The sequence below is a fragment of the Roseicella aerolata genome (assembly GCF_020523605.1).
Taxonomy (GTDB): Bacteria; Pseudomonadota; Alphaproteobacteria; order Acetobacterales; family Acetobacteraceae; genus Paracraurococcus; species Paracraurococcus aerolatus.
Genome location: NZ_JAJAQI010000006.1, coordinates 121,438 through 138,001, shown reverse-complemented (window position 1 = coordinate 138,001; position 16,564 = coordinate 121,438). Strand labels below are relative to the sequence as shown.

Annotated in this window: 16 protein-coding genes; 8 read left to right on the top strand and 8 right to left on the bottom strand. The window is 73.2% G+C overall.

Annotation, left to right across the window (positions count from 1 at the left end):
* Positions 1-7: 7 nt before the first annotated feature.
* Entirely contained in the window at positions 8-700 is a 693-nt protein-coding gene (gene mtnC / locus LHA35_RS06005) for an acireductone synthase (RefSeq protein WP_226605783.1), read from the top strand.
* A 191-nt stretch (positions 701-891) separates the two neighbouring features.
* Here mtnC and LHA35_RS06000 read toward each other — a convergent pair whose 3' ends face one another.
* Positions 892-1,746, bottom strand: a complete 855-nt coding sequence (locus LHA35_RS06000; protein ID WP_226605781.1) for an alpha/beta fold hydrolase — start codon at positions 1,744-1,746, stop codon at positions 892-894.
* A 128-nt stretch (positions 1,747-1,874) separates the two neighbouring features.
* Complete coding sequence (locus tag LHA35_RS05995) at positions 1,875-2,453, bottom strand: YqaA family protein (RefSeq protein ID WP_226605779.1); 579 nt, start codon at positions 2,451-2,453, stop codon at positions 1,875-1,877.
* Between the two features lie 174 nt (positions 2,454-2,627).
* Between LHA35_RS05995 and LHA35_RS05990 the strand changes: the two genes are divergently transcribed.
* The 4 genes from LHA35_RS05990 (at position 2,628) to LHA35_RS05975 (ending at position 6,239) form a co-directional block, all read left to right on the top strand.
* A complete protein-coding gene (locus LHA35_RS05990; protein ID WP_226605777.1) occupies positions 2,628-3,851 on the top strand; it encodes an MFS transporter in 1,224 nt (407 codons plus the stop codon).
* Positions 3,852-3,944: 93 nt separating this feature from the next.
* On the top strand, positions 3,945-4,418 hold the full coding sequence (locus LHA35_RS05985; RefSeq protein ID WP_226605774.1) for a hypothetical protein: 474 nt from the start codon (positions 3,945-3,947) through the stop codon (positions 4,416-4,418).
* 40 nt (positions 4,419-4,458) lie between these two features.
* Entirely contained in the window at positions 4,459-5,115 is a 657-nt protein-coding gene (locus LHA35_RS05980; RefSeq protein WP_226605770.1) for an arylsulfatase, read from the top strand.
* 290 nt (positions 5,116-5,405) lie between these two features.
* On the top strand, positions 5,406-6,239 hold the full coding sequence (locus LHA35_RS05975) for a transporter substrate-binding domain-containing protein (RefSeq protein ID WP_226605767.1): 834 nt from the start codon (positions 5,406-5,408) through the stop codon (positions 6,237-6,239).
* 498 nt (positions 6,240-6,737) lie between these two features.
* Here the strand turns inward: LHA35_RS05975 and LHA35_RS05970 are convergent, their stop codons facing one another.
* Entirely contained in the window at positions 6,738-7,739 is a 1,002-nt protein-coding gene (locus LHA35_RS05970; protein WP_226605766.1) for an LLM class flavin-dependent oxidoreductase, read from the bottom strand.
* 123 nt (positions 7,740-7,862) lie between these two features.
* Here LHA35_RS05970 and LHA35_RS05965 point away from each other — a divergent pair, with 123 nt between their 5' ends.
* Positions 7,863-9,623, top strand: a complete 1,761-nt coding sequence (locus LHA35_RS05965; RefSeq protein WP_226605764.1) for an ATP-binding protein — start codon at positions 7,863-7,865, stop codon at positions 9,621-9,623.
* A gap of 345 nt (positions 9,624-9,968) precedes the next feature.
* On the top strand, positions 9,969-12,041 hold the full coding sequence (locus tag LHA35_RS05960; RefSeq protein WP_226605762.1) for an HWE histidine kinase domain-containing protein: 2,073 nt from the start codon (positions 9,969-9,971) through the stop codon (positions 12,039-12,041).
* 388 nt (positions 12,042-12,429) lie between these two features.
* On the opposite strand, the gene LHA35_RS05955 is transcribed toward LHA35_RS05960, so the two are convergent.
* The 5 genes from LHA35_RS05955 to LHA35_RS05940 form a co-directional block, all read right to left on the bottom strand.
* A complete protein-coding gene (locus tag LHA35_RS05955) occupies positions 12,430-13,398 on the bottom strand; it encodes a tripartite tricarboxylate transporter substrate-binding protein (RefSeq protein WP_226605760.1) in 969 nt (322 codons plus the stop codon).
* Positions 13,398-14,492, bottom strand: coding sequence for an LLM class flavin-dependent oxidoreductase (locus LHA35_RS05950; protein WP_226605758.1), 1,095 nt, complete (start codon positions 14,490-14,492; stop codon positions 13,398-13,400). The genes LHA35_RS05955 and LHA35_RS05950 overlap by 1 nt, the downstream gene beginning before the upstream one ends.
* 95 nt (positions 14,493-14,587) lie before the next feature.
* Positions 14,588-15,544 (bottom strand): Bug family tripartite tricarboxylate transporter substrate binding protein, encoded by a 957-nt coding sequence (locus LHA35_RS05945; RefSeq protein ID WP_226605756.1) that lies wholly within the window; start codon positions 15,542-15,544, stop codon positions 14,588-14,590.
* Entirely contained in the window at positions 15,541-15,666 is a 126-nt protein-coding gene (locus LHA35_RS28590; protein WP_264185389.1) for a hypothetical protein, read from the bottom strand. The genes LHA35_RS05945 and LHA35_RS28590 overlap by 4 nt, the downstream gene beginning before the upstream one ends.
* Positions 15,657-15,887 (bottom strand): hypothetical protein, encoded by a 231-nt coding sequence (locus tag LHA35_RS05940; protein WP_226605753.1) that lies wholly within the window; start codon positions 15,885-15,887, stop codon positions 15,657-15,659. The genes LHA35_RS28590 and LHA35_RS05940 overlap by 10 nt, the downstream gene beginning before the upstream one ends.
* Positions 15,888-16,273: 386 nt before the next feature.
* Here LHA35_RS05940 and LHA35_RS05935 point away from each other — a divergent pair, with 386 nt between their 5' ends.
* Positions 16,274-16,558: a hypothetical protein gene (locus tag LHA35_RS05935; RefSeq protein WP_226605751.1), complete on the top strand. Its 285-nt coding sequence runs from the start codon at positions 16,274-16,276 to the stop codon at positions 16,556-16,558.
* The last annotated feature ends 6 nt before the right edge of the window (positions 16,559-16,564 follow it).

Sequence of the window (16,564 nt, the reverse complement as noted above, 5' to 3'; positions counted from 1 at the left end):
GTCCGGCATGACCAGCCCGCGCGCCGTCCTCATGGATATCGAGGGGACGACCACCAGCATCGCCTTTGTGAAGGACCGCCTTTTTCCCTTTGCCGAGGCGGCGCTGGACGGCTTCTTCGCGGCGCAGGGATCGGCGCCGGAGGTGGCGGCGATCCTCGATCAGGTGCGCGCCGCGGCGCCGGGGCAGGACCCGGTTGCGGCGCTGCGCGGCTGGATGGCAACGGATGCCAAGGTCACGCCGCTGAAGGCGCTGCAGGGGCTGATCTGGCGCCAGGGCTATGCCGACGGGCGGCTCAAGGGCCATCTCTGGCCCGATGTCGCGGCCTGCCTGCGGGCCTGGCATGCGGGGGGCGTCACCCTCGCCGTCTATTCCTCCGGCTCGGTCGCGGCGCAGCGCGACCTCTTCGGTCATACCGAACATGGCGATCTGGTGCCGCTGTTCCGCGGCTTCTTCGACACGCGGGTCGGCGCGAAGCGGGAGGCGCCGAGCTATGCGGCGATCGCCGCCGCCCTCGGCCTGCCGCCGGGCGACATCCTCTTCCTCTCCGACATCGCGGAGGAGCTGGACGCGGCGGCGGCGGCCGGGATGCGGGTCTGCCAGCTCGTCCGGCCGGCGGATGGCACGCTGGCCTCCGGCCGGCATCCGGAGGAGGCCGATTTCCCCGGCGTCGCCAGGCGCTTCGGGCTGCCGGCGGCGTGACGCGGGCGGGACGCCTCGCCCGCCCCGGCAACGTCCTCGGCAATTCGGCCCGGCCTGGCTGAGGCGTTCCACGGGATTGAACGCCGCATCCCGTTCCGCCGTCGCGGGGCGTGACCGACGCGCCCGCTGGCGCACAGCGCGGCTGCGGGCGGACCACAGCGGATCGGCATTACGCCGCTCCGTGATCCGTTTCAGGCCGGATGCGCCGCCAGATGCTCCAGCAGCAGCGCATTCACCCGCTCCGGCACCTGGTCCGGCGCGTAATGGCCGATGCCGGGCAGTTCGACGAAGCGGTAGGGCGCCGCGATGAAGTCGCCCGTGCCCTTCGCCGCCATGCGCCCGACCGTGTCGTCGGCATCGCCCCAGAGGAAGAGCGTCGGCACCCGGATCTTCGGGATCGGCCGGTGCACGGTGCCGCGGGCGCGGTACCAGGCGAGGGCCGCTTCCATGGCCGGCGCATTGCCCAGCACGGACAGGTGCTTCTCCGTCTGGCCTGGCGGGATGCCCTGCGCCCGGTGGCGGTTCCGCAGCCAGGCGCAGTCATCGGCCAGCAGCTTCGGCACCGCATCCGGCTCCAGGAAGGCCTTGTGGTGGCGGGAGCGCAGGGGCTGCTCCGGATCCTCCGCCAGCGCCCGGGCGAAGGCGCCGGGATGCGGGCGGGAGAGCATGGTGAGCGAGGCCAGCCGCTCGGGCCAATGCGCCGCGATCTCCCAGGCGAGGCTGCCGCCCCAGTCATGCCCGACCAGATGGAAGCGCCGCCCGCCATGGCCGAGGGCCTCGACCAGATCCAGCGCGTCCCGGATCAGCAGCTCGATATCGTATTGCGCGCGGTCGGCCGGGTCCGGCCGCGCCCCGGGGGAATAGCCGCGCTGGTTGGGTGCCGCGGCGAAATAGCCGGCCGCGGCCAGGGCGGGCAGTTGCGCATCATAGAGGTGGCGGGAGACGGCGAAGCCGTGCAGCAACAGCACGAGCGGCGCCGCCGGATCGCCGGCGACCGAGACCTCGAAGACGAGGCCATCCCTCGTCGGCAGCTTGCCTGTGTCCATGCCGCGGCCCTCCCCAGGGTGGCAGGACAGCACCCGCCCGGGCGGCGATCAACCGGGCGGGACCGCTCCGGCGGCGAAGGCCTGCTTCGGCAAAGGGCACAGGACGCGCCCTCGGCCGAAGGCCCGGCCTACAGGAACTTCAGCACCACGAATCCCGCCACGATCCCCGCCGCGGCGCTGGTGGTCACCAGGGTCAGCCGCCGCTCGATGAAGTCCCGGATGGGCGGGCCGAAGCGGCGCAGCAGGAAGGCCAGCAGGAAGAAGCGCGCGCCGCGCGTCACCACGCTGGCCGCGATGAAGATCGCGAAGCTGAACTTGGCCGCGCCGGAGGCAATCGTCACGATCTTGTAGGGGATCGGCGTCAGGCCCTTGATCAGGATGACCGTCGCTCCCCACTGCTCGTACCAGCTCTCGAAGCGCAGCAGCGCATCGGCATAGCCATAGGCCCGCAGCACCGGCTCGGCCAGCGCCTCGAACAGGTAGTAGCCGATCGCATAGCCCGCGATGCCGCCGAGCACCGAGGCGATGGTGCAGATGAAGGCGTAGCGATAGGCCTGGTCCGGCCGCGCGATGCACATGGGAATGAGCATGGCATCGGGCGGGATGGGGAAGACGCTGCTCTCGGCGAAGCTGACGCCGGCCAGCCAGCCCGGGGCGTGCCGGTGCGCGGACAGCGCCAGCACCCGGTCATAAAGGGCACGAAGCATGAAGGGGTCCCTGCGGTTGCGGCGGGCTTCGCACGCCCCTGCCCGCGGCGCAATTCAAAGCCGATTGCCTTGCGGCAGAGTCATGGCGGGGAAAGGCCGCCATGCGTCCGGGGCGGGTTGTGGCGGGACGTACCGCGATGGGATCATGCCGCATCGCAGCAGCAGGAGCACGCGATGTCAGGCGAGGTGTCGCGGGGTCCCGCGGTGACGGTCGGGGTGCTCATGGGCTGCGCGGTGGTCTGCGCCGCCCTGGCCATGGGCCTCCGGCAGAGCTTCGGCCTCTTCCTCGCGCCGATGACCGCGGCGCATGCCTGGTCCGCCTCCGGCTTCGCCTTCGCGATCGCGCTGCAGGTGCTGATGAACGGCATCTCGCAGCCGATCATGGGCCAGATCGCGGACCGGATCGGCGGCCGGCGGGTCATCATGGGCGGGGCGCTGCTCCAGCTCATCGGCGTGCTTGGCATGGCGCTGTCCGAGGGCCTGCCGCTCTTCACCTTTTTCGCCGGCCTGGTCATGGGCTTCGCCGTCTCGGCCGCCGGCATGCCGGTGATCATGGCCAGCCTGACCCGGCTGCTGCCGGAGGCGCAGCGCGGCCGGGCGGTCGGGCTCGGCACCGCCGGCTCCTCCTTCGGGCAGTTCCTGGTGGTGCCGCTGGTCCAGCTCGGCATCACCGGCTTCGGCTGGCAGATGGCGCTGGTGGGCGTCGCCCTCGCCTCCCTGCTGATGATCCCGCTGGCCCTGCCGCTCAACGACCGGCCGGCCCCTGCCGCCCCCGACGCAGTCGCCGAGCAGACGGCGATGGAGGCCTTCCGCCTCGCGCTCCGGACCCCGACCTTCTGGTATCTCTGCTGCGGCTTCTTCGTCTGCGGCATGCATGTGTCGTTCCTGGCGATCCACCTACCGGGCTTCGTCGCCTCCTGCCACCTGCCGGCCGCGGTGGGCGCCGGCGCCATCAGCCTGATCGGGCTGTTCAACGTGGCCGGCTCGCTGCTCGCGGGGGAACTCTCCACCCGCTGGAAGCGGCGGGAGCTGCTGGTGGGGATCTATGCCTCCCGCGGCGTGGTGATGACGGTGTTCCTGTTCGCCGAGAAGACCACGGCCAGCGTGCTCATCTTCTCCGCCGTCATGGGGTTGCTCTGGCTCTCCACCGTGCCGCCGACGGTGGCGCTCTGCGCCCGGAATTTCGGCATGCGCTGGCTGGCGACGATCTTCGGGCTGGTCTTCCTCGCCCACCAGATCGGCGGCTTCACCGGCGCCTGGCTGGGTGGCCTGGTCTTCGACCGGACCGGCAGCTACGACCTGATGTGGGTGATCTCCATCCTGGCCGCCGCCTTCGCCGCCATCGTGCACATGCCGGTGAAGGACGGGCCGCCGAAGCCGGTGGCCGTGCCGGCCTGAGGGGGTGTCCCGGACGCCCGGTGGTTCGCGCCGGTTTGGGCCCTGGCCGGTTCAGGGCTAGAACAGCCCCCTTACCTGGACGGAGGATATCGGATGCGGCGTTGGGCCCTGTTGCTCGCCCCCTTGGCTGCCCTGGGGCTGCCGCTTGCCGGGGCCGTGGATGCCGGGGCGCAGCAGCGCCAGGGCCCGCCGCATGAATGGACCTTCGGGGTCTGGACCGGTGGCCTCTACCCCGCCGGGGATACCGGGACCCCCGCCTGCTTCGGCAGCCCGACCGTCATCTTCACCCGCGACGTCGTCATGCGCGTCTCGGTGCTCGACACCGCCTATCGCCAGCGCACGATCGAGACGGTGGCGCTGCAGCCGGACGGGCTGGAATTCCGCTTCACGCCCATGGCGCCGGTGGTCGGGCCGCTCGGCAACCGCATGCCGCCCGATGCCGGCTTCGGCTGCGGCGGCAATCCCAACATCCTGCGGGTGGAGCGCAAGGGCCCGGACGAGATCGCCTTTCCCGGCTGCACCGAATTCCCCTCCACCCTCAAGCGCTGCACCACGGCGGCGAAGTGAGCGGCGGCCCGCAACGGCCAGCCGGACCGGAGTTCCAGCCATGCGCATCGCGCTGATCCACGCCCTTCGCCACTCCCCGCCGCCGATCGAGGCCGCCTTCGCCCGGCTCTGGCCGGAGGCGCGGCTGATGAACCTGCTGGATGACAGCCTCTCGGCCGATCTGGCGCGGGACGGGTCGCTGACGCCGGCCATGACGGAGCGGTTCCTCACCCTCTCGCGCTATGCCGCCGGCACGGGCGCCAACGGCATCCTCTTCACCTGCTCCGCCTTCGGCCCCTGCATCGAGGCGGTGGCGGCCGAGCGCGCGCCGATGCCCGTCCTCAAGCCGAACGAGGCAATGATCGAGGAGGCGGTCGCGGCGGCGCGCGAGGCGGCGGGCGGGCGCCGGCCGCGCCTCGGGCTGCTGGCCACCTTCGCCCCGACGCTGGAGAGCATGCCGCCGGAATTCCCCGGCGATGTGGAGATCCTGCCCTGCCATGCCGAAGGCTCGCTCGCCGCGCTCGACCGCGGCGATGCGGCGGAGCATGACCGGCTGGCGGCGCATGCGGCCCTGCGCCTCAAGGAGTGCGACGTGATCGCGCTGGCGCAGTTCAGCCTGGCGCGCGCCGCCCCGCTGGTGGCGGCAGCGACCGGCCGGCCGGTCTTCACCACGCCGGACAGCGCGGTGCGCAAGCTGCGGCGGCTGCTCGGGGCGTAGCGCCCCCTACCCACCGGCGCGGCGGCCTGCCCCAGGGGATGGGTCGCTGGTCCGGAGCGGCGTCCCTCCACCGGATGACCGCCGGGTCCCGCCCGCCGGCGCATCATCCTGCGCCGCTTAATTGCTGAGGCATGTATGCGGCCGCAGGTCGGGACCCATGTCGACCGGTAGGCCCTCTCCCGCGCCATGTCCGCCGCCTGACCGGATCAGCCTGCCAGGGCGGCGTTGACCGTTGCGGCGGCGGGGCCGCAGGCTGCCGCGGCGGGCCCGCATCCGGGCAGGAGGCCGCCATGCCGCGTTTGCCGTGCACGCGCCGCTGGGTCCTGCGGGGGGCCGCCCCGCTCCTCGCCGCGGCCGCCATCCCCCGCGGCATGGCCCGCGCCCAGCCGGTGCCCGAGGCCGCCCGGGCCGCCCTGGCGCCGACCGGCCGGCTGCGGGCCGCGCTGATCCTCTCCAACCCCGTCCTGGTGCAGCGGGATTCCGCCACGGGCGCGCCCGTGGGCGTCTCGGTGGAGTTGGCGCGCGCCCTGGCCGGGCGCCTGGGCGTGCCGCTGGAACCGGTGCCCTATGCGACCCCGGCCCAGTATGCCGAGAGCCTGGCGGGCGAGATCCCCTGGGATGCGGGTTTCGCCGCGCGCGACCCGGCACGCGGCCAATTCCTGGATTTCAGCCCCACTTTCATGGAAGTGGACAATGTCTTTCTGGTCCCGCCAGGCTCGCGGCTTGCCAGCCTCGCCGATATGGACCAGCCCGGCGTGCGCATCGCCGTGCCGCGCGGCAGCGGGCCGGACCTCTTCCTCTCCCGCAGCATCCGCAATGCCGAGATCGTGCGGCTGCCCGGCGGCGCCGAGCCGGCACGCGAGGCGCTGCTCTCCGGCCGCGCGGATGCCTATGGCGAGAACGCGCATTTCCTGCATGGCGTCATGGCCCGGCTGCCGGCCGGCGCGCGCATCCTGGAGGGGCGGTTCAACGTCGTGCAGATGGCCATCGCCCTCCCGAAGGGACGCGGCGCGGAGGGGCTCGACTACCTCCGGCAATTCGTCGCGGAGATGAAGCGGGACGGCAGCATCGCGCGTGCCATCGGGCAGGCCGGCCTGCGCGGGGTGCATGTCGCACCGGATTGAGGGCGTGCGGCCCGCGTCATGCCACCGGCCATGATCAGTGGCCTGCAGCCTGGGCGCCAGCCCGTGCTGAGGCGGCTTCTGCCGCCTGCCGCAACTGCGGCGCTCCTGCCCGGATGCGGTCATGCATCCGGGCCGTTGCACGACACCGTCCCGCATACATGCTGACACATTCACGTGGCCTCGGCCGCCGATGGCGGCTGCAAGCCAGAATTGACGCCGGTCGGTCGAAGGCGGCTGAGCGCCCTAACGGGCGCCGCGCCAAGTGGCGCGTAGCCAAGCCGCGAAGCGGCGCCGGCGACTGAGGCCGCATAAATGCGTCAGCATTTATGCCGGTCGGTATGAGACTCCCGGCCCGGAGCCCGCCCGGGCGGGTGGGCAGCCCCTGGCCCGGATGGCCGGGTCGAGACGCTGTGGCGGGACCCGCCCTGGCCGGGCGCACCACGGTGCCGCCGCCTGCTCAACAGCGGATCGGCGTGCAACCCTGATGGCCGATCCGCCCTACGCCGCCTTCGCCATCTCCCCATGCACCCCGGCCAGGATCTCGTAGGACCGCTTGCGCGCGGCGTGGTCGTGGATCTGCGCCGTCACCATCAGCTCATCCGCCCCGGTGCGCGCGATGAAGTCGGCGATGCCCCGCCGCACCGCTTCCGGCCCGCCGACCACGGCGCAGCCGAGCGTATGCTCCAGCACCATCCGCGCGCGCGGGTCGAGCTGCGCCTCGAACCCCTCCACCGGCCGCGGCAGCTTGCCCGGCAGGCCGCGGCGGATGTTCAGCATGGCCTGCTGCTGGGAGGAGAAGAGGAAGCGCGCCTCCGCTTCCGTCTCCGCCGCGCAGACCGGGATGCCGAGCATGACATGCGGCTTCGCCAACCGCGCCGAGGGGCGGAATTCCGCGCGATAGGCGGCGATGGCCTCCATCATCATGGCCGGCGCGAAATGGGAGGCGAAGGCATAGGGCAGCCCCAGCATGGCCGCGAGCTGCGCGCCATAGGTGGAGGAGCCGAGGATCCAGACCGGGATGTCGAGCCCCTCCCCCGGCACCGCGCGCAGGCGCTGCCCGGGCTGCGCCGGCTCGAAGTAGCGCATCAATTCCATGACATCGCGCGGGAAGTCATCGACATCCCCCGCCAGGTTCCGCCGCATCGCATGCGCCGCCACCTGGTCCGTCCCCGGCGCGCGGCCGAGGCCGAGATCCACCCGCCCCGGATGCAGCGCGGCGAGCGTGCCGAACTGTTCCGCGATGATCAGTGGCGCATGGTTCGGCAGCATGATCCCGCCGGCACCGATCCGGATGCGCTGCGTTCCTGCCGCCACATGCGCCAGCGCCACCGCCGTCGCGGCGCTGGCGATGCCCGGCATGTTGTGGTGCTCGGCCATCCAGAAGCGGTTGTAGCCCAGCGCCTCGGCATGGCGGGCGAGGTCGGCCGAGTTGCGCAGCGCCTCGCCGGCATCGCTGCCTTCCGGCACGGGGGAGAGATCGAGGATGGAAAGATGGGCCATGGCCCTGATATTGGCATGAAGCGCCGAGGGTCCAACCGGCCTCCCCAACGCCCGCCGAAGCCGGTAGGAAACCAGAGCGGGGGCGATTTCGCTTCCTGGTTTCCACCTCCCTGCGACAGGCTGATGCAAACCTCCCCCCCCGAAACCGGAGCCGGCCTGGCACGCGACACGCAGGGACCGCACTGGCGCGGCTATGCGACCGGCCTGCTGGCCTTCGCCCTGGCGCTGGCGGCCCGTTTCGCCCTGGTCGGCGTGCTGCCGCCGACCGGCTTCCCCTTCCTCACCTTCTTCCCCGCCGTCCTCCTCACCGCCTTCCTCGGCGGCCTGGGGCCGGGCCTGCTGGTCTCGGCGCTCAGCATCCTGGCCGCCTGGCATTCCTTCATGCCGCCGGCCGGCTCCTTCGCGCTGAAGACCACGGCCGATGTGATCGCCCTGGTCTTCTTCGCGGTGATCCTGCTGGTCGACTGCATCGTCATCCATGTCATGAACCGCTCGCTCGCCCGGGTGCGGGCCGAGCAGCGCCGCAACGCCGCCCTGACGGGGGAGCTGGCGCAGCGCCTTACGGAGCTGGGCCGGCGGGAGGAGGAGCTGCGCGCGGCCCTTGCCGAGGGGGAGGCGGTGCGGCAGCGGCTGGCGGCCAGCGAGGCCCGGCTGCAGGCGGTGAACCAGGACCTGCAGGCGCGGGTGGAGGCCGAGGTCGCGGCCCGGGAGGCGGCCCAGATCCGCGCCGCCCATGCCGAGCGGCTGCAGGCGCTCGGCCAGCTCGCCGGCGGCATCGCGCATGACTTCAACAACGTGCTGCAGGCGGTCGGCGCCGCGACCGGCCTGATGCAGCGCCGCGCCGAGGATCCGGAGGCGATCCGCCGCCTCTCCCGGCTGGTCACGGAGGCCACGGCCCGCGGCGCCGCCGTCACCAACCGCCTCCTCGCCTTCGCCCGCCGCGGCGCATTGCAGGCCGAGCCGGTGGACGCGCCGGCGCTGCTGGAGGGGCTGCACGACATGCTGGCGCATACCCTCGGCCGGCCGCTGACGATCCGCATCGAGGCCACCGCGCCCCTGCCGCCCCTGCTGGCCGACAAGGCCCAGCTGGAGACCGTGCTGGTCAACCTCGCCACGAATGCGCGCGACGCCATGCCGGAGGGTGGCACCCTCACCCTCTCGGCCACGGCCGAGCAGGTGACCGGCCCCCACCCCGTCGCGCTCGCGCCCGGCGCCTATCTGCGGCTCGCGGTCCGCGACACCGGCATGGGCATGACGCCGGAGGTGCTGTCGCGCATCGCCGAGCCCTTCTTCACCACCAAGGAGGTCGGCCAGGGAACCGGCCTCGGCCTCGCCATGGCGCGCGGCTTCGCCGAGCAATCGGGCGGCGGCATGCTGGTCGAGAGCGCGCCCGGCCGGGGCACCACCGTGACGCTCTGGCTGCCGCAGGCCGGGCCGGAGGATTGCGCCGCCGCCGCGCCGGCCCCGCCCCCCGGCCTCCTCTGCGGCCTCGCGGTCCTGCTGGTGGATGACGAGCGGCCGGTGCGGGAGACGGTGGCCGCCGAGTTGCGTGATCTCGGCTGCCGGGTCACCGCGGTCGAGAGCGGGGAAGCGGCAATCCCGCTGCTGCGCGGCCCGGCACCCATCGACGTGCTGGTGACCGACCTTTCCATGCCGGGGATGAGCGGACTGGCGCTGATCGACCACGCCCGCCTCCACCGCCGCGGCCTGCCTGCCGTGCTGCTGACCGGCTTTGCCGGCGATGTCGAGGACGAGGCGGCGGAGCGCGATTTCGCCCTGCTGCGCAAGCCGGTCAGCGGCGGGCAGATGGCCGCCGCCCTGGCCGCCCTGCCGATGCCGAAGGCCGGGGCGGTGGCGGCGGACAGCCCCGCCACGGCCTGTTGATCGCGCCGCGGCACGGCAGGCGGCCGCGCCCGGCCGCAGCGGATGGCGTTCAGGACCGGGGGCCGATCCGCTGCCGTTCTTTGTTCTTCGGGCAGGATCACGCGCCCGGTCGTTCACGCCCTCCCGCGATCTGCCCTGTGCGGGGATGGTCCCCGCCCGCAGCACCCCGATCGGCCCGATTTTGGTCAGGACCATCAACTTTGGAAAGAAAATAGCCGCCGTTTTTCACCCCAAAGCAAGGCCGGATCAGACACACGCCTCCGTGATGTCGCCCCTCTTCTCTTTGCTTGACGGATTATTGCGCCACCCCGCCCAATTCGGCGGGCTGGATCGGGGGAACCGAGGATGACCGTGCTGCGGCCGGTGGAGCCTGCGGCCCCGCAGGTCCGCGGCGACCCGCCGCCGCATCGCGCTGGCCGCAGCCTGATGGCCCTGCTTGCGGGCATTCTCGCCCTGCCGCCGCTGCTGATGGCCGGCGCCGCCTGGCATGGCTGGCAGCAGACCTGGCGGGATGCCGAGCAGGAGATGCTGCACGGCGCCGAGGGTGCCGCCGAGTATCTGCGGCGTGTCCTGGATGGCCACGACCTCCGGATCCAGCGTGCGAACGATCTGATCGCCGGCCTCTCCGATGCCGAGATCCGCGCCGATGAGGCACGGCTGCACCGGGCCTTCATCCGCATCGCGGGGCGGGAAGCGGATGGCAGCGGGCCGCTGACCCTCTCCGCCTTCGACCGGGAGGCGCGGCTGCTGGTCGGCGCCACGCTCTTCCCGGTGCCGCGCGACCTCGACTTCTCCGACCGGGACTTCAACCAGGCGCTGCGCGACCCGGCGGTGCCGGAGCCGCATGTGAGCCGCGTTCATATCGGCCGCATCGACGGGCGCCCCTTCTTCGCCGTCAGCCGCCGGCGGCGGGAGTCGGGCAACCCGCCGGTGCCGGGGGGCTATGACGGCATCGTCGAGGTCTCGGTCTATACCGACAACGCCAGCGCGGCGCTGCACCGGCTGCTGCCGGGGCCGGAGGACGTGCTCTCCCTCGTGCGGACGGATGGGGAGGTGCTGGCCCGCTCCGCCGGCTTCGGGCCGGGCGGCCCGCCGCTGCGCATCGCCGCCGACTCCCCGCTGCTCGCCTTCATGGCGCAGGGCGGGGAGCGCACCGTCTCCACCACCCGCTCCACCCTCGACGGCGTCCACCGCCTGGCGGTCTATCAGCGGGTCGAGGGCTGGCCGGTCTATGCCGTGGCGGCGCGGCCGGAATCCGCCATCCGGCGCCGCTGGTGGGAGCACGCGACGGGGGCGCTGGCGGTTGGCCTGCCGGCCTGGATGCTGCTGCTCGGCATGGCGGGCGCGGTCTGGCGACGGCAGCGGGCGCTGGCGGAGGCCAATGCGACGCTGGAGCAGCGCGTCGCCGCCCGCACACAGGACCTGGCCGAGAGCGAGGCGCGGCTGCGCCTGGCGCAGGAGGCGGCCGGCATCGGCATCTGGGAATGGAACCCGGAGACCGGGCTGAGCCGCTGGTCGCCCGAGCAATACGCGCTGTTCGGCCTGGACCCGGAGCGGGAACCGACGATCAGCGTCGGCCGCTTCCTCGGGCTGGTGCATCCCGAGGATCGCGCCACGGTCAAGGCGGCGACACGCGAGGCACTCCGGCGCGGCGCCTATGAGGCCGAATTCCGTATCCTGCGGCCGCGGCCGGACGGGCCGCCGGAGCTGCGCTGGATGCTCGGACGTGGGCGGCGCCTGATGGGGCGCGGCGGCGCCGGGAACCGGCTGATCGGGGTGAATGTCGATATCACCGACCGCCGCGCGGCGGAGGAACGGCGCGCGCTGGTGGCGCAGGAGGTGGCACACCGGGCCAAGAACGCGCTGCAGCTGGTGGGCGCGGCGGTACGCATGACCCGCGCGACCGACACGGCGGAGTTCATCCGGCTGGTGGAGGGGCGCGTCGCGGCACTGGCGCGGGCGCAGTTCCTGCTGGCCGAGGCCGGCGGGCGCGGCGCCGACCTGCGCGCGCTGGCCGAGGGCGAGGTCGCCACCGTGCTGGCGGGGGAGGAGCACGGCCCCAGGGTCTCCTATGACGGCCCGGCGCTGAGCCTGGCGGAGGGCGCGGTGCAGCCGGTCTCCATGGCGCTGCACGAGCTGGCGACCAATGCGGCGAAATATGGTGCCCTGTCCGTGCCGGACGGGATGGTCGCCCTGTCCTGGGCGGTGGACCGCGCGGCCGGCCTGCTGCGGCTGCGCTGGGTGGAGCGGGGCGGCCCGCCGCCATCCGGCGCGCCGGAGCGCGAGGGTTTCGGCACGCGGGTGCTGGAGGCGACGCTGACGAACCAGCTCGGCGGCCGGATCCGGCGCGACTGGCCGGCGAGCGGGCTGGTGCTGGAGGCGGAGCTGCCGCTGGCGCGGGTGGCGGCTGCGACCTGAACGCCCGCCGCGCCTCCACCCTGGGACCTGGCGCGCAGCGGCCAGCGTCTTGTGTCCCATGCGGCCGTCCCTCCCATCACCAGCCTTGCCCGGTGATCCATGCCATGCGGCCGACGGCCCGCATCGGGTCGGCGGCTACGGCCCGCCGCAGTTGCGGCGCTCCTGCCGGGATGCGCATGAACCACCAGCCGTCGATGGTGCCCGATCAATATGGCCCCCTCGATCGCCGGGCAGTCTGCTCCGCGAAGCGTGCTACGCCGCCCCCCGCGTATCCGTGGCGGCGCCGTTCGGGATGAAGGTTCGAGTCACGCCGCTGGCACTACGCATCCCCGGGCCGTCGATCTCGACGCCGCCGCTGCGATGCCTGCCGGGCGTTCCGCGCCCTGCGCTACTCCGCCCGGATATTCGCCTCCGCCACCAGCTGGGCGTAGCGCTGCACCTCGGCGGCGACGAAGCGGCGCGACTCCGCCATATCCGCGCCGATGAGGTCGAAGCCCAGTTCCGACGCCTTCTCCCGCAGCGCGGGATCGGCCAGGGCACGCCGGATGGCGGCGGCGATCCGCTGCGCCAGGGGCTCCGGCAGGCCGGCCGGCGCCTGGATCGCCGTCCAGCTCGTGATCCTGAGCGCCGGCAGCCCCGCCTCCGCCGTGGTCGGCACCTCCGGCAACAGGCGGTGCCGCGCGCCATCCGTCACCGCCAGCGCCCGCAGCCGGCCGGCCTGCACCTGGGCGATGCATTCCGGGAGGTTGGAGACCAGCAGGTCGAGATTGCCGGCGACCAGATCGGTGACGGAGGGCGCGCCGCCGCGATAGGGCACATGCGTCAGGGTCTCCCGCGCCCCGGTCGCGCGGCGGAACAGCTCCAGCCCGAGATGCGGCGGCGAGCCGGTGCCGGAGGAGCCGACAGCCAGCCGCGCCCCGCCCCGTGCCGCGGCGGCAAGCGCCCCGAGGTCGCGCCAGGGTGCCCCGGTTCGCACCACGACGACCAGCGGCAGGGAGCCGAGCAGGGTCAGCGTCTGCAGGTCCCGCAGGAAGTCGTAGGGCGCCTGCGGGAAGAGCGAGGCATTGACAGCATGGGTGAGCGTGATCGAGAGCAGCGTGTGCCCATCGGGTGCCGCCTTCGCCACGGCATCGGCGCCGATCTGCGCATTGCCGCCCGGCCGGTTCTCCACCAGCACCGGCCTGCCCCAATCCTGCTGCAGCCGCTGGGCGACCAGGCGGCTGATCAGGTCGGTCTGGCCGGCCGGGGTGAAGGGGACGATGACGCGCACCGTACGCTCGGGGAAATCCTGGGCGCGCGCCGGCGCGGCCAGCAGGCCGGCGGGCGCGAGCAGCGCCGCCCGGCGCGAGAGGCGCATCACGCCGCCACTGGGGCGGCGCCGCGCGCGGCGATGGCCGCCCGCACCGCCGGCAGCAGGCTGCGGCCATACTCCGCCACATCCTCCAGCGGGTCGAAACCGCGGATCAGGAAGGTGGTGACGCCGAGCGCATGGTAATCGGCGAGGCTGTCCGCCACCTGCTCGGCCGTGCCGACCAGCGCGGTGGTGTTGGAGCCGGCGCCGACCGCCGCCGCCACCTCGGTCCAGAGCCGCTTGTCGCGCACCCGGCCGCCCGCGGCCGCCTCCAGCAGCCGCTGCGACCCCACGCTCTCGGGCTTCGGCCCGCCGGAGCCGGCCGAGCGCAACTCCTTGATGCGGGCCAGGATGCGGTCGGCGCGGGCCCAGGCGGCCTCCTCGGTCGCCGCCAGCACGGGGCGGAAGGAGAGGCTGAAGCGGATGGCGGCGGGGTCGCGCCCGGCCCTCGCCACGCTGGCGCGGATGCGGGCGATGGTGTCGCGCGCCTGTTCCAGCGTCTCGCCCCAGAAGGCGTAGGTGTCGGCGTGGCGGCCGGCGATCTCGATCGCGATGTCGGAGGAGCCGCCGAAGAAGACCGGGATATGCGGCTGCTGCAGCGGCTTCACCTCGGCGAAGCCCTGCTCGAAGCGGTAATACGTCCCTGCGTGATCGAAGGGCTTCGGCTCGGTCCAGAGGCGCTTCAGCAGCGCGATGTACTCCTCGCTGCGCTGGTAGCGCTCGTCATGCGGCAGGAAGTCGCCGTCGCGCTTCTGCTCCGCCGGGTTGCCGCCGCTGATGACATGGATGGCGGCGCGCCCGCCCGAAAGGTGGTCGAAGGTGGCGAATTGCCGCGCCGCCAGCGTCGGCGCGATGAAGCCCGGCCGGTGCGCCACCATGAAGCCGATGCGGCTGGTGGCCGCCGCCGCCTGGCTCGCCACCAGCAGCGCATCCGGGCCGGTGCTGCCCCAGGCGATGAGGATGCGGTCGAAGCCCGCTTCCTCATGCGCCCGGGCGAAGCGGCGGATGTAGTCCGGGTCCACCACCGGCCCGCTGGGCGGATGGATCTCCGACTGCCGCCGGTGGGAGATCATGCCGATGAACTCGAGGGGGTGGGCCATGCGACGCCTCCTTCCTTGGCCTGCCGAACTGCATTCCGGGCGGATCGGTTCAGGCCGCCGCGCCGCGTGGCGCTTCGGCCATCGATCCGCCGCCGTCAGGCGATGCGGAGGCGCCGCAGCGCCTCCCCGGCGGCAGCATGGTCGGCCAGCAGGCGCCGCGCCAATTCTTCCGGCGCCACCGCCTCCGGCCGCAGGCCGAAGCGGCGGAGCGCCGCCTCCACCTCCGGCTCGGCCAGGCTCTCGTTGAAGGCCTGATTCAGCCGCGCCACCACCGGCGCCGGCGTGCCGGCGGGCGCGACCATGCCGAACCAGCCACTGCCCGGCCATTCCTGGCCGATCCCGAACTCGCCGAGGGCCGGCACATCCGGGAAGGCATCCCAGCGCGTGGCGCCGACCACGGCGAGCGCGCGCAGCCGCCCGGCCTCCACATGCGGGGCGGCGATCGGGTCGATCAGGATGTGGCAGTCGCCGGCGATGACGCTGGTCGCGGCCGGGGCGCTGCCGGGGAAGGGCACGTGCACCGCCTCGATGCCGCCCTCATCGGCCAGCAGCGCGGCGCGGAGCTGGGCGACGGAGCCGATGCCGGGGGAGGCGTAGTTCAGCGCGCCGGGATGTTTCCGGCCATGGGCGATCAGCTCCGGCAGGCTGCGCACCGGCAGGTCGTTGTTGACCGCGACCAGGGCGAAGGCCTCGCCGGCCAGGGCGACGGGGGCGAAGCTCCGCAGCGGGTCGTAGCCCACCGGGTTCAGGTGCGGCGCGATGGTGAGGTTGGCGGCCGAGGCGTTGAGCAGCACATGGCCGTCCGGCTTCGCCTCCGCGACAAAGCGGGCGCCGATGGCGCCGCCGGCGCCGGCCTTGTTCTCGACGATAACAGGCTGGCCGAGCCTCGGCAGCAGGGCGCGCGCCATGGTGCGGGCGACATTGTCGTTGGTCGCGCCGGGGGTGAAGGGGACGAGGTAGCGGATCGGCCGCTCGGGGAAGCCCTGGGCATGGGCACGGGTGACGAAGGGCGCGGCGAGGCCGGCGCCGAGCAGCAGGCGGCGGGAGATCATCGGGAGAGATCCGTGATGAGGGTGGGCAGGTGCGGCGGCTGGGCGAGGCCGGTGACGGCCAGCACGGCAAGCAGCACGGCGAGGACGAACAGGGTGCGGAGGGCGAGGCTGATCATCGCCACTCCGCCGGTCCTTGCGGGCCGGCAGGGCGGCGGTCGCGCTGCACGACCTGGCCGGCGGCACGCCGGGCCTCGGCCGGGCTCGGGAAGGTGATGCCGTCCAGATCGCGGGCGGCGGGGTCGGTGGCGATGAAGCGCCAGACCGAATCAAGGTGATCGGTGGCCTGGGTGACGGCGACGCCGAGGAAGCGTCCCTCCACCTCGATGGGGCGGGAGGTGTGCATGGGGAATCCTGCCGGCCACGAGGCAGGGGAATGCTCCGCGGCCCGGGTCTGAAGGGCTGGGGGTGCGGGCGCCGGGCGCCCGGTGGGTCAGCGCCGACAGCGCGCGCCGGGATGGCGGGCCATGCAGGGCCCGTGATCACGGCGGTGGCGCTTTAGCGCTTGGTATCGCGGTGCAAGCTGCATCCATCAAATCCCGCGGCGCCAACGCGGAATGCGTCGGCGGCGAGGTTATTTAGCGATCATGGTTCGTATTGCGTCAAGCGGCATTTTCGTGAAATCCTATTTTCCACGATTCATTGTCGCGCAATGACGGCCGGCGCACGGCGTGCCCTCCCCGGCATGAGTTCTGCTGGCCAGTTTGTTCATCTTATGTTCTAGTCAGAGGCATGCCCGATGCCCCCTTACCGCCCCCTGGCGGGCCGTCGCCGGAGTTCGCCCCGCATCTTCGCGGCGCAGCGCGGCGCTATCGCCGCCTGCTCGCCAGCGGCTGCGATGCGGAGGCGGCGTTGGCCGAGCTGGTGGCCTATCTCGTGGTGTTGCGGCCGGGCCTGCCGCGCGTGCTGGCGCAGGAGCAGGCGGCCATGATCGCGGCCGCGGTGCCGGACAGGCCGGCGCGGCCGGGCCGCGCCCTGCTGCTGGCGCTGGCCGCGCCCGCCCGGCCCGGGGCGTAGCGCGGG

Excerpts from the sequence above, each read along its gene's own strand:
- mtnC (WP_226605783.1), top strand. The coding sequence starts at position 8 with ATGACCAGCCCGCGCGCCGTCCTCATGGATATCGAGGGGACGACCACC.
- LHA35_RS06000 (WP_226605781.1), bottom strand. The coding sequence starts at position 1,746 with ATGGACACAGGCAAGCTGCCGACGAGGGATGGCCTCGTCTTCGAGGTC.
- LHA35_RS05995 (WP_226605779.1), bottom strand. The coding sequence starts at position 2,453 with ATGCTTCGTGCCCTTTATGACCGGGTGCTGGCGCTGTCCGCGCACCGG.
- LHA35_RS05990 (WP_226605777.1), top strand. The coding sequence starts at position 2,628 with ATGTCAGGCGAGGTGTCGCGGGGTCCCGCGGTGACGGTCGGGGTGCTC.
- LHA35_RS05985 (WP_226605774.1), top strand. The coding sequence starts at position 3,945 with ATGCGGCGTTGGGCCCTGTTGCTCGCCCCCTTGGCTGCCCTGGGGCTG.
- LHA35_RS05980 (WP_226605770.1), top strand. The coding sequence starts at position 4,459 with ATGCGCATCGCGCTGATCCACGCCCTTCGCCACTCCCCGCCGCCGATC.
- LHA35_RS05975 (WP_226605767.1), top strand. The coding sequence starts at position 5,406 with ATGCCGCGTTTGCCGTGCACGCGCCGCTGGGTCCTGCGGGGGGCCGCC.
- LHA35_RS05970 (WP_226605766.1), bottom strand. The coding sequence starts at position 7,739 with ATGGCCCATCTTTCCATCCTCGATCTCTCCCCCGTGCCGGAAGGCAGC.
- LHA35_RS05965 (WP_226605764.1), top strand. The coding sequence starts at position 7,863 with ATGCAAACCTCCCCCCCCGAAACCGGAGCCGGCCTGGCACGCGACACG.
- LHA35_RS05960 (WP_226605762.1), top strand. The coding sequence starts at position 9,969 with ATGACCGTGCTGCGGCCGGTGGAGCCTGCGGCCCCGCAGGTCCGCGGC.
- LHA35_RS05955 (WP_226605760.1), bottom strand. The coding sequence starts at position 13,398 with ATGCGCCTCTCGCGCCGGGCGGCGCTGCTCGCGCCCGCCGGCCTGCTG.
- LHA35_RS05950 (WP_226605758.1), bottom strand. The coding sequence starts at position 14,492 with ATGGCCCACCCCCTCGAGTTCATCGGCATGATCTCCCACCGGCGGCAG.
- LHA35_RS05945 (WP_226605756.1), bottom strand. The coding sequence starts at position 15,544 with ATGATCTCCCGCCGCCTGCTGCTCGGCGCCGGCCTCGCCGCGCCCTTC.
- LHA35_RS05940 (WP_226605753.1), bottom strand. The coding sequence starts at position 15,887 with ATGCACACCTCCCGCCCCATCGAGGTGGAGGGACGCTTCCTCGGCGTC.
- LHA35_RS05935 (WP_226605751.1), top strand. The coding sequence starts at position 16,274 with ATGCCCGATGCCCCCTTACCGCCCCCTGGCGGGCCGTCGCCGGAGTTC.